Below are 25,114 nucleotides of genomic sequence, written 5' to 3' on the forward strand. Positions count from 1 at the left end.
ATGGCAGTCCTTCTTTCTTTCTGGTTAATTATTGTTATTTGCTTCATCATCGCGCATCAGCCAGCCTTCAAAGTGGCGCTTAACGTAATTTTCAGCGTCTTGGTAGCTTGCAAATTTTTCATCTACTGGATGTGTCTTATGTGTGATCAGCCATGTTTGATTATCTTCTGAATAGATCTTAGATACTTCACGATGATTGTTCACATATAAGCTGCCATCAGGATTTTCCTTCACGTTGTGCTCGTTCTTCGGTGCATCGATTCGTCTAGGTTGTTCATGGAATGCAGCAACAACAAACTTTTCAAATGCTTCAGAAGTCATGTTTCCTCCAGAAGCTTTTGGATGCCCGCCGCCGCCATATTGTTTGGCGTAGATCGAACAATCCACCTCTTCATGAATGGTACGAAGACCGATCCGTTTGTTAGCGATATTTAGAATCACAATCAAGTCTAAGTGAGGATTCTCACGATTGATCTCGTTCCCAAGCTCAGAGTGATAACGTTCGGCATGAAGAATACCAACCTTATACGTTTTCTCTTCAGATCCTTCGCCTAAAGACCAAGTATCCCAGATTTCGACCATCTGACGTTGTTTCTTTTTAATATAATCTGCAATATTTTCTTCTTCAAGATCCAGAATCGTTGTTTCTGTTTCTGAAAACTGAAAAGAATCACCTTTTAAACGATCCATGATCTGATCCTCAAATTTATCAGGAGGAAGGATAAAGAATAAGTCGTTAAGACGCTTAGCTTCAACTTTTTGGTCAAACCATTCCCACGTATCATATAAACGCACAAGTTCTACATATTCATCGAGCGCACCTGTTGGTTTAAGCTTACCGTTCTCGATCAAATATTCATAGAAAAGGGAAGTAGCACAAGTTAAACGTTCATCATCATAACGAACTTGAACATGCCCCCAATCAAAACCATTGAAATGAAGCGCTGTTGCATGGTGGTCGATCAGCTTTACTTTTCCACCTGCATTAGATCGTTCATCAAGTCGCATCATTAATTCTTCGTTAACCGCAATATCTGTAATGATAATTTCTGTTTTTCTTTCTCTCGGATTATCAAGCAGCATCTCTACACGGTCATTAATCGTTCCATGTGAACAATACGATATTTTACAGTTGTCTCCAAATGCTAGTTGTGCTAAATAACCGCACGATTTTCCGTCTAAATCGTTGTGTGAAAATAAATGAATCATGTTAGTATCCTCTCTATTATGCTCTCTGTCTAGAGTATCGTCATAAAGCATAAAGTTCAACCTTTATATCGTAGTATTCTTTTCATTTACAAATTCAGCTGATTTTAACACCGAAAACGGAATGAATATGCTAAATCATTCTTGTGAAATTTCACAAGAATTTATTTACAATTGACGGCATTAGGTAGAAAATGGTAATGATGCAAATTATTTAAAGTTGGGGGTTATGATGTGAAGGAGTTTCTGAAAGTGTTTCAGAATAAAAACTTCAGCAAGCTGTTTTTTGCTGGTTTTACTTCAATGATGGGAAGTATTATAGGCGTTACAGCTTTTATGTTTTATTTGTTAGATAAGTTCGGTGAACAACCGTTTTATGCCACACTTGCAGAATTGATGTATTCTCTGCCAACACTAGCTGTTTTCTTTATCGTAGGGGTATTAGCCGATCGAATGGATCGTCAAAAAATCGCACTTTATTGTGATTGGATTTGTGCAGGGCTGTGCCTCTTATTAATGGGTGCTATATGGCTAGACTGGATGCCTTTGATTTTTGCTATCTTATTCTTAAGAAGTGCAGTAGGTAAATTCTTTTTTCCTGCTGATCAAGCGATGGTACAAGGTGTACTCTCGAAAGAGGATTATGCAATTGCAGCTGGATTGAATCAAATGGTAGGTAGTTTATTTATGCTTTTCGGGAACATGATTGCCATTTTTATTTATTGGAGTGTAGGAATACAAGGAGCAATTGCATTTGACCTTGTTACATATGTTATATCAGCATTATTAATTATGAGTATGAGAGTTGATGAAGATGTTCGTCTGCCGAACGGACAACACAGGTTCAAAGATATTCGTGTAAAGATGGTATGGAAGGATTTTGTTGCGGGGTTCAATTACATTAAACAATCTAAGCTTCTACTTTCATTAATCTTTGGTTTTTTCTTGTTTGGTATAGTAAATGGTGGATTGTCAGTTATGCCGGCTTTTATCATGAAATATAAACTCGCTCCAGATAATTACGAGCAAATGATGATGTGGATGGGTGTCGTGTTTGGTGTATCTATCCTTACAGGGAGTGTTATTTGTTCGATGCTCGCTAAAAAGATCAGACTCTCGTATGCGATTGTTCTTGGTCTATTCGTAAGTGGATTGTCACTTGGTTTATGCGCCATCGCGCCAAATGTGTTGACATTCTTTATTTTTACAGGATTGGCTGGGTTTAGCATTCCATTAATCAATATTGGAATCGGTGGCTGGTTACCTAAGATCGTAGACCCTAAAATGATGGGACGTGTTCAAGGATGGATTACACCGATCAATATGCTATCTCACACCATGACACTCGGTTTAATCGCTGTGTTTTTCCCGAAAATTCTAACCGTAGAAATGCTGTTCTGGGTTGTGGGAGGATGTCTGATTCTTGTTGGACTATTCTACATGTTCACTCTACCCAGGTATGATATTGAAGAAAATGATAACAAAAATGAGTTTGAATTAGAAAAAGTACCAGTTTAAAGCTGGAGATTATGGCGAAGCCCTTTTATAATGAAAAGCGGAGGGGAAGTCATGGCAACTTTTCAAAACGTACTATTCTGGATTTTTTTAATCTTACCAATTATTCTATTCTTTGTAGCAATAGCGAGAACTTCATGGGTGTTGTTGCTTGTTAACTTTTTTTTAGCTCTACCGATCATTTGGTTTGTGAGCTGGATTACAGAAAGTTATGGAGCTGTCTTTGTAGTGTTTGCGATTCATCTGTTCACAGGCGTATGGCTCTGGACTAAAAGACAGAGATTGGATTTTAGATCGTTTTAACCAAGCTAAGCAAAGTAAAATTTGCTTAGCTTTTTTATTTTTTAAAAAAAATTTAAGTTTCAAAACTTGGTTTTTTTAGAATATTACAACTATTATTTTCTTTGAAATGTATCGAAAAATTGAGAAAGTGAAAGAAAAAAGATGATTTGTTTGTTTTTTATTTCTTAAATAAGTTTATTTAATTCGTTTTTATACGAAATATGAATATTTTAGAGTTTTTAATGGATTTACAACGGTGAAAACCAGGAGTAATATATTTCTTATCGTAAAACTTTAAAATTTTTCCATGACCGCTGAATCCATTATTGGAACGGAGGAACCATCGGCAGTTTCCATTGCCTGGGGTGAAACTTATAAAGTCGGGCGACTTCTGCCGTCCGAACCCGTCAGCTAACTTCGTAAGCGTGGTAGGAGAGGGAAGGTGAATTTAAAAAAGAGTAATGACAATTTAACAAACTATGATTTTAATATCATGCGTCTTTATCGCTTAATTCCTAAGTTTAGGAAGCGGGGGAACCAACCGCAGTTCTTCGTATCTGCATGGGGTGAATCTCGAGAGATCGAGTAGGGCTACTCTCAAGCCCGAATCCGTCAGCTAACTCCGTAAGCGTACAGAGAGAGGCAACAAATTTCGTGTATTCACACGCTTATTCAAGTATGTGTAGAAGCCGCGAGAAGAGTTCCTCTTCCGCAGGCTTCTTTTTTGTTGCCTTTTTTTCACTATCCAAAAGTATAACTTGTCGGCACGATGGTTTTCGGCGTAGTAACAAGTTTAAGACGATAGTATAAGTGCAGCTAAGGCTGACATGAGAGGCTAGAAGTTAGCCTAGTTTTCTTTAAGAGATGGAGGGTGGAACGATGGAGAAATCATCTGGGAACGTGCTCATTATGTTTCCTGATCTAGTTTCAGATGTTTTTATTTCAAAACTAAGATTGTGTGAAGACTATCAATCTCTTGTTCTCTGTGTTCCTAACCGAGAAGAAGCAGAAAGACTCTCACAAGTTGGGTTTCAACATGTATATGTCATGAATTATGTTGACAAGCGTAAAGTTATCGAGATGGTAGGTCCTTTTGTTCAAAAAATCATTGTTGTTGAATCTGGATTTTTAGAATGTTGCCAAACGATTGAACTCATTCGCAGCATTTATAACATACCTGTTTATGTCATCAAATCAGACACACGGTATATTTCCAGAGTTTATAAGGAGTTGGGTGCAGATTACGTAATCTATAACAAAACCGGTAATATTCAATTCTTACTTTCTTCATAAAAAAAAGAGCGGAGGAATTCATTTATGAGATTAAGTCCAAACGAAATTGAACAGATTTTGTTAAAAGCGAAAAGAGATCAATTGAATGCTTATTATGCAAGTGTGATTCAACATAGTCTCTCAAAATGGATCATACAAGACACGCTTAGAAGTAAAGGTTAAGCAATTACAGGAGGGAACCCATCAAAGATAAGATGTTCCCTCTGTAAATCCAAACCAGTGATAGGCAGGGTGAAGACATGGGGACAGAGTCAGTTGTTTTATTGCCAAAAAGGTTGTCGATCGGACAGATCAATGAATTTGTCAATGCTGCTGGTTCTTTCGAAAGTGAGATTCTTTTCTTTTATCAAGGCATACAGATTAATGCGAAAGGCTTACTATCCGTTAATCTATTCTTTTTGTCACACTATTCAAGAAATCAAAACGAACCGATCACACTTAGAATTGAAGGTTGTGATGCTCAAGAGGCTATCAAAAATTTATCTCTAATGCTGAATGGTTACTTAGAACAATGAACTAATAAAAAGAAGGTGTAAAAATGTTAGATGTGATGATGGTTTTATTGATGGTAGGAATGCCTGTCTTAATGATGGGTCTAGCAAAATGGTCATCAAGTGTTGTTGATGAAGGAAGTGTAAATAAATGATGACTGTCATGTTTGGATTAGCCGTTTTAACAACGGTGTATCTTCTTTACGTATTATTGAATCCAGAGAAATTTTAGGAGGTTTTTCCGTTGTTAGTCAGTTTACTCTCTATAGCTATAACTCTACTTATAGCTCTTTTACTTGCAAAACCAGTAGGAATTTATTTAGCGAACTCGTTCAATTATTCGAATAAGAACAAACTCTTTTATCCTTTCGAAAAACTGATTTATTCCATTAGTGGAATGAAAAATAAAAATCAATCTTGGAAAGTTTATGCTTCATCAGTCATTGTGATCAATGCGATTATGATTCTATTAGTTTATTTAATCTTCCGTTTCCAAGGCAGTTTGCCTCTGAATCCGAGTAAGATAGCAAACATGGATCCAAGCCTTGCGTTTAACACAGCAGTAAGTTTTATGACGAATACGAATCTGCAGCATTACAGTGGTGAAAGTGGTTTATCCTATCTTTCACAGATGATTGGCATTCTTTTCATGATGTTTGTTGCACCAGCTACAGCATTAGCAGTAGCAATCGCATTCATTCGTGGGCTATCTGGCAAGTCTTTAGGAAACTTTTTTGTGGATATGGTTAGGGGTATCATTCGTGTGTTACTACCGATCGCTTTTGTAACAGGACTCATTTTCGTCGCACTTGGAGTACCGCAGACATTAGATCCAACGGTTACAGCGACTACAGTTGAAGGTGGAAAACAAAACATTGCAGTTGGCCCAGTTGGTTCGTTTTTATCCATAAAAGAATTAGGAAATAACGGCGGTGGATTTTTCGGAGTTAACTCAGCGCATCCGTTTGAAAACCCGAACGGGCCGAGCAACTTTATTCAAATCTTATTGATGCTCCTATTACCGATGGCATTACCGTTTACGTACGGAAAGATGGTTGGAAATCCAAAGCAGGGACGTATTCTTTTCGTTTCCATGACGATGATGTTTATTATGTTCCTTGGCATCTCCCTAAGTGCCGAATATCAGGGAAACCAAGCAATCAATGCTCTAGGTGTGCAACATGATCAAGGAAGCATGGAAGGAAAGGAAGTACGATTTGGTGTCGCTCAGTCTTCACTTTACTCGGTTGTTACAACGGCTTCAGAAACGGGGGCTGTAAATACGATGCACGATACACTGACTCCGCTAGGCGGATTAGTTACATTATCCAATATGATGTTAAATACCGTTTATGGCGGTGTAGGGGCAGGCTTTGTCAACGTCTTAATGTATGCGATTATTGGTGTTTTCTTATCTGGATTAATGGTGGGACGTACCCCGGAATTTCTAGGTAAAAAGATTGAAGGTAAAGAAATGAAGCTGATTGCAGCGACGTTGTTAATCCACCCGTTCCTTATTTTAGGAGCATCTGCTGTAGCTTTCTTTACACCACTCGGACATGCGGCCATTTCGAACTCAGGTTTTCATGGTATTTCACAAGTAATCTATGAATATACCTCTTCAGCAGCCAATAACGGCTCTGGTTTTGAAGGATTAGGAGATGCGACAAACTTCTGGAATATTTCTACCGGAATTGTCATGTATCTTGGAAGGTTCTTCTCCATTGTAACGATGCTTGCGGTTGCAGGATCATTGGCTGTCAAACGAACCGTTCCAGAAACGATCGGAACGTTTAGAACAGATAACGGACTATTTGCAGGAGTATTTATTGGGGCTGTATTTATCGTTGGGGCTTTAACTTTTTTCCCGGTATTAGTATTAGGCCCGATTGCTGAATATTTAACATTATAGATGCTGTAGAGAGGTGAATGAATAATGGGTGCTCAAGGCTTAAGAACCAAAAAAGAATTATCTCAGTACGTTCCTCCAAATAAAGGTGGGAACGGCCCGATGAAAAAGAATCGTGAGGAAGTACAAATGAATAAAACAATGATGAATAAAGAAATCGTGAATCAGGCGATAAAGGAATCTTTTATTAAACTAGATCCAAGGGTAATGATTAAAAACCCGATCATGTTTGTTGTTGAAATTGGTTTTGTAATTACATTATTATTAACCTTTTTTGGAGACCAAACTCAAGTTGGTTTCAATATTGCTGTAACCTTCATTCTGTTTATAACCCTCCTGTTTGCAAATTTCGCTGAAGCAATAGCTGAAGGAAGAGGGAAAGCACAGGCTGATTCATTAAAGAAAACGAAAAAAGAAGTTTATGCAAACCTTGTGTTGGAAAACGGTAAACACAAAAGAGTTTCATCAGCTGATCTTCGTAAAGGAAACATCGTTATTGTAAAACAAGGTGAAATGATTCCAGGAGACGGTGAAGTCATATCTGGTCTTGCCTCTGTTGATGAGTCGGCGATTACAGGAGAATCAGCTCCTGTAATTAAAGAAGCTGGCGGTGACTTTAACTCCGTAACAGGAGGAACACGTGTAGTAAGTGATGAAATTAAAGTACGAATTACAGCAGATCCAGGAGAATCATTCCTTGATCGCATGATCTCCCTCGTAGAAGGAGCGAAGCGTCAAAAAACACCGAATGAAATTGCGTTAAGTACTGTTTTAACGAGTTTGACACTTGTTTTTATGATTGTAGTTGTAACACTTCCATTCTTTACAAAGTATCTAGGTTTTGACATACCAGTACCGGTCTTAATCGCATTACTCGTTTGTTTGATTCCGACAACAATCGGTGGACTTTTATCCGCGATCGGTATTGCTGGAATGGACCGTGTTACGAGATTTAATGTAATCGCTATGTCTGGTAAAGCGGTTGAAGCTGCAGGTGACATCAATACGATCATCCTAGATAAAACGGGGACGATTACATTCGGAAACCGTATGGCAAGCGAATTTGTACCAGTAGGATTCGATACGAAAAAATCAGTTGGGGAATGGGCTGCCATCAGTTCATTAAAAGATGATACACCAGAAGGTAAATCCGTTTTGGAACTCATGAAAAAAGAACACTTATCGTTTGATCAATACCTTGGTGAAGATGGAGAATTTATTGAGTTTAAAGCCGAAACGCGAATGAGCGGAATCGACTTAAAAGATGGAAGAAAAGTACGAAAAGGAGCGGTAGACGCAATTAAAAACTGGGTACTTGCAACTGGTGGAGAAGTGCCACATGACCTTGAAGAAAAAGGAAACCGAATTGCATCTGAAGGTGGAACGCCGCTGGCAGTAGCTGTGGATCAGCATATATACGGACTTATTTATTTAAAAGATACCGTAAAGCCTGGAATGAAAGAACGTTTTGAACAGTTACGAAAAATGGGAATCAAAACGATCATGTGTACAGGTGACAACCCATTAACGGCTAAAACAATAGCAAGAGAAGCCGGCGTGGATGACTTTATTGCTGAAAGTAAACCAGAAGATAAAATCGCTGTAATTAAGCGTGAACAAGCAGAAGGAAAATTGGTTGCGATGACTGGTGATGGAACGAATGATGCACCAGCACTTGCACAAGCGGATGTAGGCCTTGCCATGAACAGTGGAACGACTGCAGCGAAAGAAGCTGCCAACATGGTAGACTTGGATTCCGATCCGACGAAAATTATTGAAGTGGTTTCCATTGGGAAACAATTGCTAATGACTCGTGGTGCGTTAACAACATTCAGTATCGCGAATGATATTGCGAAGTATTTTGCCATCATCCCAGCGATGTTCATGCTGGCGATTCCTGAGATGGAAGTACTCAATGTCATGAAGCTTGGCTCACCGATGTCGGCCATACTGTCTGCGTTAATCTTTAATGCGATTATTATTCCATTGCTCATTCCTCTGGCTATGAGAGGAGTAGCTTACAAACCGATGAGTTCAAATGCTTTATTGAAACGTAACCTCCTAATCTATGGTTTCGGTGGTGTAATCGTACCTTTTATCGGAATAAAATTGATTGATCTGATTGTTCACTTGTTCGTGTAACCGTTAGAAAAGAAAGGAATTGATTGATATGCAATCACATTCATTAAATCAACATAATGAAAAAGTATTTATCGTTAACAATATCGTTAAGATGCTTCGCCTTTCCCTTGCTTTAATGGTGATATGCGGTCTTGTATATCCTGTTGTTGTCACAGGAATTGCACAAGTCGTTATGCCGAAGCAAGCGGATGGAAGCTTAATCTATAATGAAGATAAAGAAGTAATAGGTTCTGAACTTATTGGTCAAACGTTTACGAAACCCGAATACTTCAGCGGGCGTGTTTCCAGTATCGAGTACGACGCGGCTGGTTCTGGAAGTCCAAACTATGCACCTTCAAATGAAGATATGATGAAACGAATGAAAGAAAGCATAGCTGCATGGGAAAAGGCTAACCCAGCTGTACCTGTTAACGAGCTTCCGATTGATTTAATCACAAACTCCGGATCCGGACTTGATCCGCATATTACTCCTGAGGCTGCAGATGTACAGGTTCCAAGAATTGCAGAAGCAACAGGAATAAATAAAGAAAAACTTAAAAAATTGATTAAAGAAAATACTCAAGGAAGAGAGCTTGGTCTGTTTGGTGAACCTCGCGTGAATGTACTGACACTTAATATTGCTTTAGAGAAATTGTTACAATAGTAGAAGACAAAGCCTTTACTCTACACTTAGGGTAAAGGCTCTTGCTTCTTGGTTTGTAGTCGATGATGATGATAACGAGGTGCGTAAATGTATGATAAATACCCTCAACTTAAAAGGAAAACGCCTGAAGAATTTCTGCAGGAAATCTATCAAGATGAAAAGGGAAAGTTAAAGCTATTCGTTGGAGCAGCACCAGGTGTAGGTAAATCGTATAGAATCCTTTTAGAAGCTCATGATTTAAAAAAACAAGGAGTCGATATCGTAATCGGCTTAATTGAAACCCATGGTAGAAAAGAAACAGCAGAAAGAATTAAAGATCTTGAAATCATACCTAAAAAAACCATTGAATACAAAGATAAAAAACTAGAAGAGTTAAATATAGAAAAGATCATTGAACGCCGACCAGATGTGGTCATAATTGATGAATTGGCCCATACCAATGTTCCAGGTTCAAAAAACAAAAAGCGATACATGGATGTGGAAGAAATACTTGATGCCGGAATTAATGTTGTATCAGCAGTAAACATCCAACATATTGAAAGTGTTCATGATATTGTTCAGCATATTACAGGAGTAGCAGTTCGCGAACGAATACCTGACAGGATTCTGGATATTGCACATGAAGTAATCTTAATTGACGTGACACCAGAAATGCTGAGGCAACGTTTAATAGAAGGTAAAATTTATGCGCAGGAAAAAATAGACCAGGCATTGAACAACTTTTTTACTAAGAACAATTTAGGTGCACTGCGTGAATTATCTCTCCGTGAAATTGCAGATGATGTAGATGAAAAGCTCTTAAAATCCGATATCGTCTTTACCGATAGTGGTCCAACAGGTGTGGCAGAAAAAATTTTAGTCTGTGTACAATATGGTCCAAGTGCAGAAAAGCTGATCCGAAGAGGCTGGCGAATAGCCAATCGTTTAAATGCAGAATTATATGTTTTAAATGTGTTGATCGATCACAGAGGGAACATTTCTCAAGAACAGCGAAAAAGAATCAGAGGCTGGAAAAAACTTGCTGTAGAATTTAACGCTAAATTTATTCTAGAAAGATCCAGACAAAGAAAAATACCACAAGTTATTACAGATGTCGCAAAAGAACATCATATTACTCAGATTATTTTAGGCCAATCTGCAAGAACGAGATGGGAAGAGATTACAAAGGGTTCTATTGTTAACAGTATAATGAGAAATTCAAAAAACATAGACATACACATCGTTTCTGAAGAACAGTCATAATTAATACGAATAAAATTACAATCAAGAGGGGATTTACAAGTTATGAATATTGCATTCTTTCTTCTTCCAAAGAAAGAAGTGATCTGTTTACATGCAGAATCAACCATTCGCCAGGCTATGGAAAAAATGGAGTATCACAGATACACCGCTGTACCTGTAATTGATGAAAAGGGACATTATATAAAAACGATCACAGAGGGTGACCTTTTATGGAAAATTAAAAACACAGAAGGTCTTTCTTTTCAAAATAGTGAGCATCATTATATTAAGGACATAATGGTAAACAGGGACTATCAGCCTGTTCATATTGATGCTGAGATGGAAGACTTAATGTCGCTTGTTGCCGTTCAAAACTTCGTACCAGTTGTGGATGACAACGAAGTATTTATCGGTATCATACGTAGAATGGACATCATTCATTATTTGAGTAAGGTATAAGATTTATGAAAAAATGACCGGCTGGGTAGGCCGGTCTCACTGGTGGGGAGGTAGGCTGTTGGATGACCTAACCTGAAATAATCATAACACGAACGTGTGTTCTTGTAAATGTGTAATATTTATTTTTTCCATTCTATTAAAAAAGTGCTTCCAGTAAGGGAACTTTTTTTGAGAACTAAATCTGCACCTAACGCTTTTGCTAGCATTTTACTAAATGGTAGTCCAAGGCCAAGGCCGCGCACTTTTAACTTTTTCTTTTCACCACGAAAAAACCGTTCGAATATATAAGGCTGTTCATTTTCGGGAATCCCTGCCCCAGTGTCTGTCACTTCAATCCTATTTTCGTACAAGACAACGCTGATCACTTTTTCATCTCCTAAAGCTTGATAAGCATTGTTTAAGAGGTTAATGATGACCTGCTGTAAACGAAGTGGATCAACTTCTCTATATATTAAGCTTTCTGGAACAATAGCCTTACACATAACTTCTTTGTTCTTGGTCATACTCCATTGGTGAACGATATCTTGAACAAGCTCGTTCATGTTGCATGTTTCATTACGCATCGTAAAAGCTCCAGCGGAAAGAGAGTTATAATCTAATAAATCTTCAATCATCCTTTGCAATCTATAAATTTCCTTCATTGTAATCTGCAGAAATTCTTCTTTTTCATCTCCCAAAACAATCCCGTCTTTAACAGCTTGCACGAGACCACTAATAGACGTAACAGGTGTTTTTAAGTCATGTGTAACTCCTGCCAGTAATTCTGCTCGGAGCTTTTCTAAATGCTTCAACTTCGTACTCATCTGTTCAAAGGAAGTTAAAAGATCATAAATTTCTTGTTCTTTAGCATCGGTACCTAATTGAATGTCGTAATTTCCATCTTTAATTTGAGAAGCAGCATGTGCCACATCTTGGATGGGTTTTAGAATCTTTTTTAATAGAATATAGATGATCAACCATCCGAGAAGACCAAGGCTTATCAATAGGAAGATAGGAAGACGATAACCTTGATCCACATCTGAGAGGTTTGAGGCAGATTGTATGATAATTACCCAACCTGCTTGGATTCCAGCGTATATTAAAGGTTTTTTGACTGCATAGGCAGACTTGCCATTCACTTTAAATGTGTTAGTTGTTTTTTCACTGTCTACTATTTCAACCGGGATAGCATTCAATTTTAATGTAGGTTTATTTGCATCTGGATTCTTTTTTATAGATTTCAGATTAAGAATGTTACCATTCAAATCCGTAATATATAGTTCAGGTGGCTTTTCCATCTGCAATAGTTCTGCGCGATCATCTAGTTTACGATTGAACCGACCTAAATCATTCTTTCTGTCTCCGGATTCAATACGATCCGCTGTATCAGCTGCCATGTATTCCATGAGTGTTAAACGATTTTCTAAAGCCGTATGCCGTATCCACCACAAAGAACATAAACCTAAGATTAGAAGACCAATAAAGAGGGTGAGGACATATCGGGTGGTCCAATACTTTAATAAAGTTGTTCTGTCTTTTTTATTCGTATACACAGAATTGATACCCCAGTCCTCTAAGTGTTCGGATTTCTCCTTGTGTGTCTGGCCATGCAGCGAGAGCTTGACGAACACGTTTGATCGATAAGTCTACAGCACGTTCGCTGCCATAATAATCTAAGCCCCATATTTGTTCAATTAAAATCTCTCTTGTGTAGGTGCGGTTTGGATGATTGGCCAAAAAGAGCAATAAGGAGGTGTCTTTTGGTGTTAGAATGATAGGCTCACCATTTATTTTTACAGAATGAGAGTCGAAGTTGATGCTCAGACTTCCATATTGTTTTGTGTTCTCGGTTTCTAGTACATTCGTAGATCGACGAAGGACTGCATGAACTCTCGCAATAACTTCTTCGCCGATAAATGGTTTTGCTATGTAGTCATCTGCTCCTTGATTTAATCCTTTCAAGCGATAATCGATGTCTCCTAAGGCTGTGAGCATGATAACAGGGCATGAACTATTTCGACGAATCTCTTGAAGGATTGACCACCCATCCTGATCGGGAAGCATTACATCAAGCAACACTAGGTTAAAGGTAGTTTCTTTGAACTGTTGAAGTGCGGTCTTACCGTCAAATGCTTGAACAACATCAAAGTTTTCGTGTTTTAAATAGACACTTAATACTCTTGATATGGTTACTTCATCTTCTACTAGCAATATACTTTTCATGTTCATACCTCCTGTTACCCATACTATACTGTAAAAATCCCCAGTTTTATAGACTGGGGATCATAGGCTTTACATATCGTTTCCGAACTCGGACTGCTCATTCATCTGAGGTTGCATCTTATTGTTTGAAGGAGGTGCTTCACCTTCGAAACGCTGTCCTTTTTTATGATGTTTAATTTGGTGACCACCTGGTCCAAAGCCTCCGTAACCTTTACCCATCAAAGGGAAGAAGTCTTCATCTTTTAATGCTTCTAGTTTATTTGCATCTTTCTTTTCAATAGCTTCAATTAGTTCTCTCGTTGATCGGTTTTTTGTTGAAATGCCAAGTTCTTTTGCTAATTTTTCTATCTTTTTCTTTTTGATTTCTGAAGCGATTTCTGGAATGGTTTTTCCATCAATCGTTATATTAAGTTTTTTTGCATCAGCTTTTACTTTTGCACGTGTAACTTCTTGAGCAACTTCACGAATATCTTTTCCGTCCACAGGAATACCTAATGATTTAGCTTCTTTTTTTATCGCAGCAGTCAACACTTCCTGTTGAAGCGCTTCTTGGTCTTTGCCATCAGTAGAGATGCCAAGCTCTTTTGCTTTTTTAGTTAGAGTGGTTTGTTTGATTTCTTGTCTTAATGTTTGTTCATCTTTTCCATCAGTTGCAATACCTAGTTTTTTTGCTTCCTTCTTAATCTTTACCATATGAATTTCATCGCGTAGAACTTCGGCATCTTTGTTTGTGGTAGAGATTCCAAGTTCTTTAGCTTTTTCTTTTAGTTTAGCTAGCTTTACTTCTTCAAAGAGTGTATCAATTTCTTTACCAGAAGTCTTAATGCCTAATTCCTTTGCTTCCTTTTTGATTTTTGCGTCACGAATTTCCTTCATGAGCGTTTCAGCATCTTTCCCACTTGTAGCAATTCCAAGTTCTTTGGCTTTTTTAATTAATTCTTCTGAGTTTCCTTTAAGTAAACCTCTGAAATGTTTGTGTCCAAACCCTTTGTCTTTCATCTCCCATTTTTTTGAAACTGAATTCGAACTAGAACGATCATCATCTGCTGCAAGAGAAGTTGTAGCATAACCACCAACTAGTAATGCACCTGCGATTGTAAATCCGATTACTTTCTTTTTCATTGAATGTTCCTCCTACTAAGTTTCTAAAGTGTTGTGTTTCTTTCCTTGTACCAATAATGTAACCATTGAACGTGTCAGCATCATGTCAGGCGTAGTAAAATATAAAAAAATTTATAAAATCTAATTAACATTCAATTGAGCTCATATATTCTTCTAAAATAAGCTGTTTCATATAGTGATCATGAAGGATTAATGTGTCAGTAAGATGTCAAAGGGGAATTATAGGACTAATACCTTGCCGTTTTTTATGTAAAGGGCATAAACTATTTTTAAAAACCATAGTGTTCTGATTTGTTAAGAAGGGATTGTCACCGTGTGGATTATTTATATGAAAGATATATAAAAACAAAGAAACAGCAAGAATGGTTTGATAAGATTGATGCTCTTGCTGGTGGATTCGCTAAGAGAGCGGACACATATGACCAAAAAAGTGAATTCCCATTTGAAAATGTAGAAGAGTTAAAAGAAGCGGGGTACCTATCATTAACCATTCCGACTGAGTTTGGTGGGGAAGGATTAAGTTTGTACGAGTTTGTTCTATTACAAGAAAAAATTGCGACTGGTGATGCAGCTACTGCTTTGTGTCTCGGTTGGCACCTTGGCTGTTTTTTAGAACTCGCAGAAGAGCGAACTTGGGATGATGCAATATTTAAGATGCTTTGTGAAAAGGTAGTGCATGATCGAGTTTTAGTGAACCGTGCAGCAACGGAGCCAGCAACAGGAAGTCCTACTCGTGGAGGAATGCCGCAAACAACAGCATTTCAAAGTGATGATAAGTGGATTATCAATGGTAGGAAAACCTTCACTTCTATGGCCCCAGCCCTTGATTATGCAATTGTTTCGGCACAGGTAGGAGATACGGGTAAGAAAGGGAATTTCATGATCTCTATGAAATCTGAAGGTGTATCAATTGAAGAAACGTGGGACACTGTAGCGATGCGTGGAACTCGAAGTGATGATCTTATCATGAAGGATGTAAAAGTTGAAAACAATGCTTTAGTCGAACAAGATCGAGGCAAGAGCGAATTGCCAAAAGCGTGGCTGCTTCATATACCAGCGTGTTACATTGGTGTTGCGGTTGCAGCTCGCAATGAAGCCGTTCACTTTGCAAAAACGTACAAACCCAATAGTCTGAGAGGACCAATAGGAGAAGTACCAGAAGTGCAACGAAAGGTGGGGGAGATGGAGCTTGAGCTTTTTCATGCTAGAGAGCTATTATACAGTGTTGCCCTAAGATGGGTAAATGAACCTCATCGCAGAATGCAAATGGGTCCAGAATTGATGGCAGTGAAGCACGTTGTAACGAATGCGGCCGCAAAGGTGGTTGATCTCGCTATGAGGATTGTTGGAGCAAGAAGTCTAGCTATGTCAAACCCCCTACAACGACATTACCGGGATGTTAGAGCGGGGCTTCATAATCCTCCGATGGATGATATGGTTATTAGTACGCTAGCCAAAAGAGCGTTAGATAAATGAAAAAAGGCACCTGGAGTTTTAACTCGAGGTGTCTTTTTGCTCGTTTTCTGAAAACATATTATAGTGATTCAATCCGTTCTACAAAACAAAATTCATTACCAAATGGATCACCTACTCTAACCTCTTTAAAGCCATGTGCCTCTTCGAGTCCAGGTCTAGCATACTTATACTTTTTTTCTGCCAAAAATTGATGGTAGGCTTCGATTCCTTCAACATGTATCCTTACTTTTATTCCAGGGCTCGAATCACCATGATGTTCGGATAGGTGTAAAGAGCATTCCCCTAGAGAAACCTGCATATAGATGGGGAAATCTTCTTCGTAACGATGTTCCCAATCTAATGAAAACCCAAGGAAATCAAAGTAGAATTCTCTTGCCTTATCTTCATCAAATATTCGAAGGACAGGGATTGTATTTTTAAATTGATAATGATTCATGAAGTAATCACTCTCCAAGTATTTTGTTATAAGACTATTTCTGCTACGCATGACGAGTTCCCTTGTTTTCTAGGAGGATTTTTCTTTTAATAGAAGAATTTTTTATATTAAATAATTCTATTTTATGAGGAGGAGATATCCTTGAATAAAAAACTAATCCGTGTAGGTACGACCTATGTACCTGTTTTGCATGTTGATCATTCAGCTAAGTGGTACGCTGAAGAGCTTGGTGCAACGATCAACTATTGTGATGAGGAAAAAGCCATACTAGATCTAGCAGACCAAAGTTTTTTTCTAGTGAGGTCATTGAAAGATGAGACTTCAAACTTTACAGACTACAAAGGGGATAAAAGATTTTCATTAACATTTGAAGTAGACGGAAAGGAAGAACTGTATAACTTGCATGCTGAATTTAGAACTCAGGGCATACAAACAGGAGATATTGAAGATCGTGGACATGACGGTGAGAATTTCGTTTTTTTCGATCCAGATGGAAATTGTTTTGATGTTTGGAGTGTCCTGAGTCCAAAGTATAAAACTTTACGGAAAGAAACTGTTTCAGAGATTGAAAGATGAGGTGGTTAATAGGTATCCTTTTTTCTATATTAGGTATCTTATTGTTAACCTATGGACTAAATCTAAGGGAGGTTGCTGAAACCCAGGTCGACGGAGACAGCATTGGTGTGTACTTTTTAGGAATAGAAATCAATGAGAGGGTTCCAACTGTAGATATACCATCCTATTCAAATGGCTTTATGGGTTCTGGCATTATATTTTTAGTTCTTGCTGTTTGCTTGTTCGTTATTCTATTAAGTGAAAAAAGCACACTAAAACCGATCACACCAAAAAAACAGGCTTGAGACTGTGAGAATATTGGGTAATGTATATTATGAATCTCGAGGATAAATGAAGATTTAAAGTGAAGAGTGGGAGGTGAGTGTATGAAGAAAGTGAATATATTTGTCATCATTTGTTTGCTCATTGCTATTAGTCCCGCTGCTAAGGTAATGTCACCGACAACAACTGATCCTAATGTTCAACTTTCTCACTTTACCCCCGAACCTCAAATACTAGTAGAATAAAACAGAACCCGTTTCTTTAGAAAGCGGGTTCTGTTTTTACGTTATCGTTTTCCTGTAAGACCATACATAATAAACGCCACGATTTGATCAATTTCTTTTTCATCATCCCATTCTTTATCAGAGAAGAGAAGAAAGCGTGGCAGGATATAGCCTATGATACTTGATGCAGTCATGCGCATAATCGTTTCCGGAGGAAGGGAAACAATCTCCCCTTTTTCTTGGAAGTGCTCGATGATTTTCTTGAATTTTTGATAAACATGTTCAGTGAAAAGCTTTTGAAAAGGCTCGCGTAATTCATCGTGAAAAGCAATCTCTTGAATAAAAATTTTTAATACAGGAAATTGCTTCCGAACGAATTCAAGCCTGTTTTTAGCAATCACTCTTATAAAATCTTCATAATGTTCATATTCGTTTTCAAATACCTCTTTAGTGAAGGACTTGATGAAGAAGGGAGCTACAAATTTTGCTACTGTTGGTGTAACAATAGCAAGCAACAACTCTTTTTTCGTATTAAAATGACGAAAAATCGTACCTTCAGCAACTCCAGCTTTTTTGGCAATCTCACTCGTAGAAGAAGCGGCATATCCCTTTTCTGAGAATGTATCGATGGCTGCTTCTAAGATTTTTCGCTGTTTATCGCTCATCGTTGGGACATCGTGATCGTTAATTAGGTCGTTAATCCAGTCTAAATTAGACATTAAAGCTACTCCTTTTAAAAACGTACATTTTCTTCATTATAGACACTAAAGTCAGGCAGTACAAACGCTTAACTTATAGTCTTCGGTGTTTTTTCAAAGCGAGCACGTTTAATATCATAAATAAAAGAGAGAACCCAAGGAGCACTAGCACGTTTCCGTAAATATCTCCCCAACCGTCACCTTGAATCATTATATCCCTAATCGCTTCTCCTCCGTATGTTAAAGGCATAATATAGCTCAGGGGCTGAAGCCAATCTGCCATTGTTTCAACGGTAAATAAGCCAGAGAAAAACACTTGCGGTACCACGACGAGCGGGATGAATTGAATCATCTGCAGTTCGTTCGTTGCAAAAGCAGAAAGTAATGTTCCGAGTGAGAGGGCCGTTATAGCAAGCATCAGTGTAATCAAAATTACTATCCAAAGAGACCCAACCATCATAATATCGAGAACATAGATGGCGAACGAAACAATAATGGCTGATTGTAGAATCGTGAAAATGCCCAAGCCTAAAACATATCCAACTACCATTTCCCATCGACGCATCGGAGTAGCAAGCAGCCGTTCAAGTGTTCCAGTCGTTCTTTCACGCAGAAATGAAACCCCTGAGATTAAAAAAACGAAAAAGAAAATAAAAAATCCTATTAAGAATGGACCGATATAGTCGAAAGTTTCCATATCAGCTGAACCATGCAAATAATGAATCTCCGGATTTAATTTTGTTTTTTCTGTGTCTTGATCCGGCATTGTTTTCAATGTCTTTTCAATCATCATAATAGAAGCCTTGTTTGCTGTCGGATTGCTTCCTTCTAGAGTAATAGTAGTTGAGTGAAGTTCGACATCAAGTACGGCATCAAGTTTTTCTTCTGATAAGTCTTGATGAGCTTCTGAACGCTTTTGATAAACTATGAAAGCTTTATCTGATAATTTCAGTTTGTCTACCACCATTTGTTGATCACTGACAACGCCTATCTTTGGTTCATAGTCATTGCTTGAAAAAACGAGGTTCACAAGCGTTAAGATGAGAAGAGGTGCAATGAACATCATCGCGAGTGTACGTTTGTCCCGCACGAATTGTCTGATTATCCGGATCACAAGTGCCTTAATTCGCATGATGAACACCTCCATAATAAAGAAATGCTTCTTCGATTGAAGCGCTTGAAGTGTTATCCTTTAGTTCTCTTGGTGAACCAGATGCAATTAGCTTTCCATCACGAAGCATTCCCAGCTGGTTGCATTTTTCTGCTTCATCCATTACATGTGTTGTGACTAAGATCGTTGTACCACTCTTGCTTAGCTTATACAGCTCATCCCATATAGATTGCCTGAGAACAGGATCGATTCCTACAGTAGGTTCATCTAGAATGAGGATCTTAGGGTCATGCAAGAGTGCAGCAGCTAAAGATAATCTCCGTTTCATGCCCCCGGAATATTGATTAACGGGTTTTTGCAGGAAGTTTGTAAGGTTTACGAGGTCTGATGCCTGATCGATCCGTTCTTTTTGTTTTTGTCCCTTTAAACCATAAATAGAGGAGAAAAATTCAAGATTTTCCTTTCCGCTTAATTCTCCATAAAGAGCATCAGATTGAGCCATAAATCCAATTTGTGTCATGGTGTTAAGTTTTGGCATATCCGAATCAAGAACACATATACTGCCAGTTGTTGGGGTTTCGATCCCTGCAATCATCTTAACAAGTGTTGTTTTCCCAGCACCTGATGGACCCAGCAATCCATAGATTTCATTTTTGTTCACCGTTAAATCAATGTTCTGTAACACTTGATGAGATCGATAATTTTTAGAAACATTTTTCACTTGAATTACGGTTTGCATATGGAAACCACCTCCAGAATTAAAGTGAGTAATCACTCATTTACAAATATCATATGCGGTAGGATTTAAATCGTCAAGTGAGTACTCACTCATTTTCATGTGAGGTTATAGTAGAAAAATTTGTAATCAAATTTCTGTTAACTGAAAAAGCTATTCATTTAGAAAAATAGGAACACTCAAGATTCGTTTTTCCAGGGAGTAAGGGAGTCGTTCTCTCGATAGGATCGAGACAAAGCTTTGTATTTGAAGCGATAAAATTGGAAAGAACCATTCACAGGTAAAGGGAATGGTTCTTTTTTATGCTTTAGTTAGAGTCTTGAGCTTTTTTGTAACGATATTGCTGCCATCTGAACCTGATAAAGCACCCGATACAAAAGCCAAGTATGGCTACGAACGAAGCTGTTGCGACCATTATAGTAGCAGTCCAAGCTATAGTACTCCATCCCATTAAATGACTTAAAAATCCTACAGTAAGGAGTGAGATCGCAATCAATTGATTAAACTGTTGCTGATCTTTATCTTCTGGAATGTATTCAGAAGGTTTCTTTTTCAAGAATAATTTAGCAGCTCTCATTATAGGATTGTAATCGAAGAACATACCTAGAAGTCCAGCGATTAAAGGTAGTAACAAAAACCAAGTTTGACCAGAAAGCCATGTTGCTAGCGTTGATAAAAAAATGAACCACTGATTTGTTCGCACTAAAGGTCTTGGAATTGAAATGGAGGAGTGGGACATGTAAATCCGACCTTTCTCATAGGTTTAGTTATCTTATTGTAAATGTATTCGTCAGTAATGTGAAGTGTTAATCCTTATTAATGAAAGAAGGGGATTGTTTGTTATAACAAGAATGTCTTATAGCGAGGTGAGAATAATGAAGATAAAAAGAGACGATCGTGATGTGCATTTTCAGTATGCGAAGGAGATTGAGGAAAAACTAAAGAATGATACTTTTGCAGAGTGGTTAGGTATTGAATTAGTAGAGGTTGGACCAGGAACGGCAGTAGCACAAATGACAATCTCAGAAAATATGCTCAATGCTCATGGTACAGCACATGGTGCTGCATTATTTGCCATTGCTGACTTTGTCTTTGCTGTAGCATGTAATTCCTATGGAAAAACATCAGTAGGACTTTCTGTAAATATTGGATATCTCGCTGCATGTCAAAGTGGTGATAAAATTACAGCAAGAGCTATAGAGATTAAACGTAATCATAGAACTTCTTGGTATGAAGTGAGAGTGGAGAACGATAAAGAGCTTGTTGCTCATGTGAGCGCTCTATCTTATCGGAAGAATGAATATTTTGTAGGGACAGAAGAAGGGTAAGTGGATTCACAAACCTGAAAACAACAAACGACGAAGTGAGGTTGGTACTGCCTCGCTTCGTCGTTTTCTTATATTATCTTAACGTTTTTTTAATATATTTTATTGTCTTTCTTAAATCTTCTGCTGTTGGTCGTCCGAAAGGTCCTGTTTGAATATCAAAATAGACAACTCGTTTTTGATCATCAACTAAAAATAACGCAGGTTCTCCATGTTCACCATGATCGTCATATAATTTTCCGTTATGGTATTGAACCCCATATGTTTCTCCCGCCACACGTTCTGTATCACTGAAAACAGGAAAAGAAAGGGAATGTTTGTCCTTCATCTTCTTTAGGTTTTGTTCTTCATCAGTAGAAATCGCGATGATGTGAGTATTCAATTCTTTGAATGTATCAATATTTTGCTCTAGCTCTTTCAATTGATCATTACATACCGGGCACCATTCACCACGGAAGAAGACAAGTAAGTGAAAACGATCATCTTTTTCAAGGTGATTGTAAAAGGAGAAAGATTCTCCGGTTTCGGATTTAATAGTAAAGTCAGGTGCAGTGTCTCCTGTTTGTAACATGTGAACATCCCTCCAAAATAAGTTTCTTCTTTAGGTATTCCTCTTGCAGAAAATTTTAAACTCTTAAGCTTTTTAATTCTAAAAAAATCACTCTTCATACTAGGTCATATCTACGTCTAGATGAGGAAAGAAGTAATAAAATCAGAGTCTAATCAATGACTTTATTCCTATTTTAAGTTAAAACTTTTAAAAATTAGTAGTTTATATTTGTTTTTGTTAGAATAGTAAAATTCTTCTTTATTTTCTGTAAATTGGGCTCTATATTAGAAATTGTAGTTCAACACCAAATTAGAGGAGTGAAGTAAATGATTAAGAAGATTGCCACGATGGCAGCGGTTTTACCATTAGTAGTTTCACTTGCAACACCAGCGGCAGCTGCAAAAAGCACAGAGGTGAAAGCAAAGGTTACACCTCAAGAAATTATCGTAAAATTTAAAGACAGCGTGTCAGAGTCAAAAGTAAAGTCGCTAGCAGTAAAAGGAAAAGATGAAGTAAAAGAAAAAGGCTCTAAGTTTCATGTAATCAAAGTAAAAGACGGAAACGTAGATGCAGCCATTGCAGAATATGAAGCGAGTGGAGATGTAGAGTATGCAGAGCCAAACTATACATACCATGCGAGCTGGACTCCAAATGACACGTATTTCTCAAACGGAGTACAATATGCACCTCAAAAAGTAAGTGCTCAATCAGCTTGGGACATCACACGCGGTTCATCTACTACAAAAATAGCAATCATTGATACAGGTGTTGATTACAATCACCCTGATCTAGCTGGAAAAGTCATTAAAGGGTATGACTATGTAAGTGATGATTGGGATCCAATGGATCAGAACGACCACGGAACACATGCTGCTGGTATCGCAGCAGCTGCAACGAATAACGCTAGAGGTATCGCAGGTATGGCACCAAACGTATCTATCTATGCTGTACGTGTACTTGATGCGAACGGAAGCGGATCTCTTGATGATGTTGCGAACGGAATCTACCATGCTGTAGATAACGGAGCAAAAGTAGTTTCACTAAGTCTTGGCGGACCTGGATCTGCAACTTCATTACAAAACGCAGTAAACTATGCGGTCTCTAAAGGAGTAGTTGTAGTTGCCGCAGCAGGTAACGAAAACACTTCAGCACCTAGCTACCCAGCATACTATTCGGGTGCCATTGCAGTAGCTGCAACTGACCGCAATGACCTTCGTGCTTCTTTCTCTAACTATGGATCTTGGGTTGACGTTGCTGCTCCTGGTGTAGACATCGCTTCTACTGTACGTAATGGAGGATATGCTTACATGTCTGGTACATCAATGGCTTGTCCTCTAGTAGCAGGTGTTGCAGGCTTACTTGCTTCACAAGGAAGAAGTGCTTCTAATATCCGTGCTGCAATCGAGAACACTGCAGATCCAATCTCAGGAACAGGATCTTACTACTCTAAAGGTCGTGTAAACGCAGCAGACGCAGTACGCTACTAATCTTTTATTTATGCTTTCAAACTTCCAAGGCTAGATTTGCTCTAGCCTTGGAAGTTTTTTGTTTGCCATAGTTTAATAGAACTAGCAAATCTTGTCGAATCGTGTGGGAATTTAAGGATAAGGACATATGTTCGCATTGCGTAAAATGTCGATGTAGACTTAATAGCTCATTTTAAATACAGGACTTGTGGTAACTTTTAACAATTTGGTAGAATAGTAATATAAATCCTCAACTAGAATCTTTTTTCTTACGTGTATTACATTCTATAAGAAGGGAGGTTCAGAATTTCCCCTTGTATTTCCTAGCGTCACTTTCTTTACAAAACATTCTTTTTAAATAAAAAGGAGGTAAAGATGATGAGTGAAGTTTGCTTAATTCCGTTTGTGTTAGAAGAAGTCATAGAAGAATCAAAAGAAGAGATTCCATACGGAGTCGAGATGATCAATGCACCAGCTTTTTGGCGTGAAGGTGAAAAAGGACAGAGTGTGGTTGTTGCCGTACTAGATACAGGTTGTGACACGAGCCATCCGGAGCTTGCTGAAAGAGTCATTGATGGACGGAATTTTGTTGATGGGAATGAAGAAGATTATCAAGATGCCCATTATCACGGAACACATGTTGCAGGTACGATTGCAGCTACTTTAAACAATGCCGGTGTAGCTGGTGTGGCTCCAGATGTGAAACTCTTGATCTGTAGAGTTCTTGGTAAAGATGGCGGTGGATCATATCAAGGAATCATCGATGCTATTGATTACTCAGTCAAATGGAGAGGAGAAAACGGAGAAAGAGTACGTGTGATCTCGATGTCTCTTGGAGGACCGACGGATGTACCTGAGTTACACGAAGCGATTCAGCAAGCAGTATTGGAAGATGTGCTTGTGGTATGTGCAGCAGGTAACGAAGGGGATAATAAGGAAAATACGAATGAGCATGCTTATCCTGGCGCGTATAAAGAGGTCGTTCAAGTGGGTGCAGTGGATGCTAAAATGAAACTTGCTCCGTTTTCAAACACCAATGATGAGATTGACCTGGTTGCTCCGGGCGTTGATGTTGTTTCAACCTATCCAGGAAATAAATATGCAAAGTTATCTGGAACTTCTATGGCGACGCCTCATGTATCGGGAGCAGCTGCATTACTGATTGAACGAGAAGAAAAATTGTTTGGCCGTGAACTTTCAGAAGCGGAGGTTTACGCTCAATTGGTAAAAAATACGTTAAGTATCGGATTAACAAAGAAAGCAGAAGGAAATGGATTGCTAGTTTTAAATGCACAAGAAAAAGCAGTTTGCGATCAGGAGAATTTAAGAGCGATGAGAACTCCTATTGAAACGGCTGCAGCGAAAGAGTCAGATTCATAAAGTTTGCCCCGTTTCTTAGGAAGAAAGGGCGTGTATGGGGATGGCGTACAAAATTATTGCGTTGCTGATCAGCTTTGCGACACTATGCATTAGAATCTATGAAGAGATAAGCAGACGAGCAAAGAATCGGGCAAAAGAAGAAGAGCTTCAAAAGAAAAAGAAAAGAAAGCGAAAGAAAGCAGTAAAGAAAAAGGAAAAGGAAAGTGCTTAAATGAATAGATGGAATAAAAGCTGATTCAGTGAGATGAGGTATTTTCACATGGATTAGCTTTTTTGTCGTTTTTTTAAGTACTCAGAAAAATGTGTTCGTATTTATTAATGCTCTTTGAAAGCAGTTGATTTCTGCTCCAGGTTGTTCGCTTTTCATTGGGGGAAAAAGTACTGGAAAGT

30 protein-coding genes and 2 riboswitches are annotated in these 25,114 nt (G+C 38.2%); of the genes, 20 read left to right on the top strand and 10 right to left on the bottom strand.

The annotated features are described in order from the left end of the window. Nucleotides 1–24: 24 nt before the first annotated feature. Complete coding sequence (locus IHV09_RS03255) at nucleotides 25–1,209, bottom strand: DHH family phosphoesterase (RefSeq protein WP_197263611.1); 1,185 nt, start codon at nucleotides 1,207–1,209, stop codon at nucleotides 25–27. 231 nt (nucleotides 1,210–1,440) lie between these two features. Between IHV09_RS03255 and IHV09_RS03260 the strand changes: the two genes are divergently transcribed. From IHV09_RS03260 to IHV09_RS03315, 12 genes are all read left to right on the top strand, one after another. After that, nucleotides 1,441–2,724 (top strand): MFS transporter, encoded by a 1,284-nt coding sequence (locus tag IHV09_RS03260; RefSeq protein WP_197127298.1) that lies wholly within the window; start codon nucleotides 1,441–1,443, stop codon nucleotides 2,722–2,724. A gap of 51 nt (nucleotides 2,725–2,775) precedes the next feature. Beyond that, entirely contained in the window at nucleotides 2,776–3,024 is a 249-nt protein-coding gene (locus IHV09_RS03265; RefSeq protein WP_197127299.1) for a hypothetical protein, read from the top strand. A gap of 281 nt (nucleotides 3,025–3,305) precedes the next feature. Then, a riboswitch (cyclic di-AMP (ydaO/yuaA leader) is annotated at nucleotides 3,306–3,445 on the top strand. 53 nt (nucleotides 3,446–3,498) lie between these two features. Then, nucleotides 3,499–3,650: riboswitch (cyclic di-AMP (ydaO/yuaA leader) on the top strand. Nucleotides 3,651–3,882: 232 nt separating this feature from the next. Beyond that, nucleotides 3,883–4,296, top strand: coding sequence for a hypothetical protein (locus IHV09_RS03270; RefSeq protein ID WP_197127300.1), 414 nt, complete (start codon nucleotides 3,883–3,885; stop codon nucleotides 4,294–4,296). 24 nt (nucleotides 4,297–4,320) lie between these two features. Then, nucleotides 4,321–4,458 (top strand): hypothetical protein, encoded by a 138-nt coding sequence (locus IHV09_RS03275; protein WP_197127301.1) that lies wholly within the window; start codon nucleotides 4,321–4,323, stop codon nucleotides 4,456–4,458. 77 nt (nucleotides 4,459–4,535) lie between these two features. Beyond that, entirely contained in the window at nucleotides 4,536–4,811 is a 276-nt protein-coding gene (locus IHV09_RS03280) for an HPr family phosphocarrier protein (RefSeq protein WP_066392488.1), read from the top strand. 23 nt (nucleotides 4,812–4,834) lie between these two features. After that, nucleotides 4,835–4,942 carry a hypothetical protein gene (locus IHV09_RS03285; RefSeq protein ID WP_156499132.1) on the top strand — a complete coding sequence of 36 codons (108 nt, stop codon included), beginning with the start codon at nucleotides 4,835–4,837 and terminating at the stop codon, nucleotides 4,940–4,942. Between the two features lie 8 nt (nucleotides 4,943–4,950). Further along, nucleotides 4,951–5,019, top strand: coding sequence for a potassium-transporting ATPase subunit F (locus IHV09_RS22770; RefSeq protein WP_370568951.1), 69 nt, complete (start codon nucleotides 4,951–4,953; stop codon nucleotides 5,017–5,019). 12 nt (nucleotides 5,020–5,031) lie between these two features. Further along, complete coding sequence (kdpA, locus tag IHV09_RS03295) at nucleotides 5,032–6,699, top strand: potassium-transporting ATPase subunit KdpA (RefSeq protein WP_197190495.1); 1,668 nt, start codon at nucleotides 5,032–5,034, stop codon at nucleotides 6,697–6,699. Nucleotides 6,700–6,825: 126 nt separating this feature from the next. Next, nucleotides 6,826–8,838 carry a potassium-transporting ATPase subunit KdpB gene (gene kdpB, locus IHV09_RS03300; protein WP_197190876.1) on the top strand — a complete coding sequence of 671 codons (2,013 nt, stop codon included), beginning with the start codon at nucleotides 6,826–6,828 and terminating at the stop codon, nucleotides 8,836–8,838. Nucleotides 8,839–8,929: 91 nt separating this feature from the next. Beyond that, the gene (gene kdpC, locus IHV09_RS03305) at nucleotides 8,930–9,481 is read left to right on the top strand and encodes a potassium-transporting ATPase subunit KdpC (protein ID WP_231619448.1); all 552 of its coding nucleotides are present in this window, start codon (nucleotides 8,930–8,932) and stop codon (nucleotides 9,479–9,481) included. A gap of 87 nt (nucleotides 9,482–9,568) precedes the next feature. Next, nucleotides 9,569–10,723, top strand: a complete 1,155-nt coding sequence (gene kdpDN, locus IHV09_RS03310; RefSeq protein WP_197263612.1) for a KdpD-like non-kinase potassium sensor — start codon at nucleotides 9,569–9,571, stop codon at nucleotides 10,721–10,723. Nucleotides 10,724–10,765: 42 nt separating this feature from the next. Beyond that, complete coding sequence (locus IHV09_RS03315) at nucleotides 10,766–11,161, top strand: CBS domain-containing protein (protein ID WP_197263613.1); 396 nt, start codon at nucleotides 10,766–10,768, stop codon at nucleotides 11,159–11,161. Between the two features lie 119 nt (nucleotides 11,162–11,280). Here IHV09_RS03315 and IHV09_RS03320 read toward each other — a convergent pair whose 3' ends face one another. The 3 genes from IHV09_RS03320 to IHV09_RS03330 all read right to left on the bottom strand — a co-directional run bounded on the left by IHV09_RS03320 (nucleotide 11,281) and on the right by IHV09_RS03330 (nucleotide 14,485). Further along, the gene (locus IHV09_RS03320) at nucleotides 11,281–12,591 is read right to left on the bottom strand and encodes a sensor histidine kinase (protein WP_231618113.1); all 1,311 of its coding nucleotides are present in this window, start codon (nucleotides 12,589–12,591) and stop codon (nucleotides 11,281–11,283) included. Nucleotides 12,592–12,679: 88 nt separating this feature from the next. Next, the gene (locus tag IHV09_RS03325; RefSeq protein WP_197263615.1) at nucleotides 12,680–13,363 is read right to left on the bottom strand and encodes a response regulator transcription factor; all 684 of its coding nucleotides are present in this window, start codon (nucleotides 13,361–13,363) and stop codon (nucleotides 12,680–12,682) included. Between the two features lie 69 nt (nucleotides 13,364–13,432). Then, nucleotides 13,433–14,485, bottom strand: coding sequence for a hypothetical protein (locus IHV09_RS03330; RefSeq protein WP_197263616.1), 1,053 nt, complete (start codon nucleotides 14,483–14,485; stop codon nucleotides 13,433–13,435). A 315-nt stretch (nucleotides 14,486–14,800) separates the two neighbouring features. On the opposite strand from IHV09_RS03330, the gene IHV09_RS03335 reads away from it, so the two are divergent. Further along, entirely contained in the window at nucleotides 14,801–15,961 is a 1,161-nt protein-coding gene (locus tag IHV09_RS03335) for an acyl-CoA dehydrogenase family protein (protein ID WP_197263617.1), read from the top strand. A 58-nt stretch (nucleotides 15,962–16,019) separates the two neighbouring features. Here the strand turns inward: IHV09_RS03335 and IHV09_RS03340 are convergent, their stop codons facing one another. Then, nucleotides 16,020–16,397: a glyoxalase superfamily protein gene (locus IHV09_RS03340; protein ID WP_197128183.1), complete on the bottom strand. Its 378-nt coding sequence runs from the start codon at nucleotides 16,395–16,397 to the stop codon at nucleotides 16,020–16,022. A gap of 141 nt (nucleotides 16,398–16,538) precedes the next feature. Here IHV09_RS03340 and IHV09_RS03345 point away from each other — a divergent pair, with 141 nt between their 5' ends. From IHV09_RS03345 to IHV09_RS03355, 3 genes are all read left to right on the top strand, one after another. After that, a complete protein-coding gene (locus IHV09_RS03345; protein WP_197190488.1) occupies nucleotides 16,539–16,973 on the top strand; it encodes a VOC family protein in 435 nt (144 codons plus the stop codon). Further along, on the top strand, nucleotides 16,970–17,257 hold the full coding sequence (locus IHV09_RS03350; RefSeq protein ID WP_197263618.1) for a hypothetical protein: 288 nt from the start codon (nucleotides 16,970–16,972) through the stop codon (nucleotides 17,255–17,257). Before IHV09_RS03345 ends, IHV09_RS03350 begins: the two co-directional genes overlap by 4 nt. Nucleotides 17,258–17,338: 81 nt before the next feature. Then, nucleotides 17,339–17,479: a hypothetical protein gene (locus IHV09_RS03355; protein ID WP_197127312.1), complete on the top strand. Its 141-nt coding sequence runs from the start codon at nucleotides 17,339–17,341 to the stop codon at nucleotides 17,477–17,479. A 41-nt stretch (nucleotides 17,480–17,520) separates the two neighbouring features. Here the strand turns inward: IHV09_RS03355 and IHV09_RS03360 are convergent, their stop codons facing one another. From IHV09_RS03360 to IHV09_RS03375, 4 genes are all read right to left on the bottom strand, one after another. Further along, complete coding sequence (locus IHV09_RS03360; protein ID WP_197190487.1) at nucleotides 17,521–18,177, bottom strand: TetR/AcrR family transcriptional regulator; 657 nt, start codon at nucleotides 18,175–18,177, stop codon at nucleotides 17,521–17,523. Nucleotides 18,178–18,250: 73 nt separating this feature from the next. Further along, nucleotides 18,251–19,288: an ABC transporter permease gene (locus IHV09_RS03365; protein WP_197263619.1), complete on the bottom strand. Its 1,038-nt coding sequence runs from the start codon at nucleotides 19,286–19,288 to the stop codon at nucleotides 18,251–18,253. Continuing rightward, nucleotides 19,278–20,006, bottom strand: coding sequence for an ABC transporter ATP-binding protein (locus tag IHV09_RS03370; RefSeq protein ID WP_197190485.1), 729 nt, complete (start codon nucleotides 20,004–20,006; stop codon nucleotides 19,278–19,280). The genes IHV09_RS03365 and IHV09_RS03370 overlap by 11 nt, the downstream gene beginning before the upstream one ends. 304 nt (nucleotides 20,007–20,310) lie before the next feature. Continuing rightward, nucleotides 20,311–20,742 carry a DUF4395 domain-containing protein gene (locus IHV09_RS03375; RefSeq protein WP_197190484.1) on the bottom strand — a complete coding sequence of 144 codons (432 nt, stop codon included), beginning with the start codon at nucleotides 20,740–20,742 and terminating at the stop codon, nucleotides 20,311–20,313. Nucleotides 20,743–20,878: 136 nt separating this feature from the next. Here IHV09_RS03375 and IHV09_RS03380 point away from each other — a divergent pair, with 136 nt between their 5' ends. Continuing rightward, nucleotides 20,879–21,331 carry a PaaI family thioesterase gene (locus tag IHV09_RS03380; RefSeq protein ID WP_197263620.1) on the top strand — a complete coding sequence of 151 codons (453 nt, stop codon included), beginning with the start codon at nucleotides 20,879–20,881 and terminating at the stop codon, nucleotides 21,329–21,331. Between the two features lie 73 nt (nucleotides 21,332–21,404). Here the strand turns inward: IHV09_RS03380 and IHV09_RS03385 are convergent, their stop codons facing one another. Then, nucleotides 21,405–21,899 (bottom strand): peroxiredoxin family protein, encoded by a 495-nt coding sequence (locus IHV09_RS03385; RefSeq protein WP_197190482.1) that lies wholly within the window; start codon nucleotides 21,897–21,899, stop codon nucleotides 21,405–21,407. A gap of 305 nt (nucleotides 21,900–22,204) precedes the next feature. Here IHV09_RS03385 and IHV09_RS03390 point away from each other — a divergent pair, with 305 nt between their 5' ends. The 3 genes from IHV09_RS03390 to IHV09_RS03400 all read left to right on the top strand — a co-directional run bounded on the left by IHV09_RS03390 (nucleotide 22,205) and on the right by IHV09_RS03400 (nucleotide 24,935). Continuing rightward, nucleotides 22,205–23,365, top strand: coding sequence for a S8 family peptidase (locus IHV09_RS03390; protein WP_197190481.1), 1,161 nt, complete (start codon nucleotides 22,205–22,207; stop codon nucleotides 23,363–23,365). 357 nt (nucleotides 23,366–23,722) lie between these two features. Next, complete coding sequence (locus IHV09_RS03395; RefSeq protein ID WP_305069426.1) at nucleotides 23,723–24,724, top strand: S8 family peptidase; 1,002 nt, start codon at nucleotides 23,723–23,725, stop codon at nucleotides 24,722–24,724. A 40-nt stretch (nucleotides 24,725–24,764) separates the two neighbouring features. Further along, nucleotides 24,765–24,935: a hypothetical protein gene (locus IHV09_RS03400; protein ID WP_197190479.1), complete on the top strand. Its 171-nt coding sequence runs from the start codon at nucleotides 24,765–24,767 to the stop codon at nucleotides 24,933–24,935. The last annotated feature ends 179 nt before the right edge of the window (nucleotides 24,936–25,114 follow it).

Origin of the sequence: Fictibacillus sp. 23RED33 (assembly GCF_015903925.1) — a bacterium.
In the GTDB taxonomy this organism is placed as follows: domain Bacteria; phylum Bacillota; class Bacilli; order Bacillales; family Fictibacillaceae; genus Fictibacillus; species Fictibacillus phosphorivorans.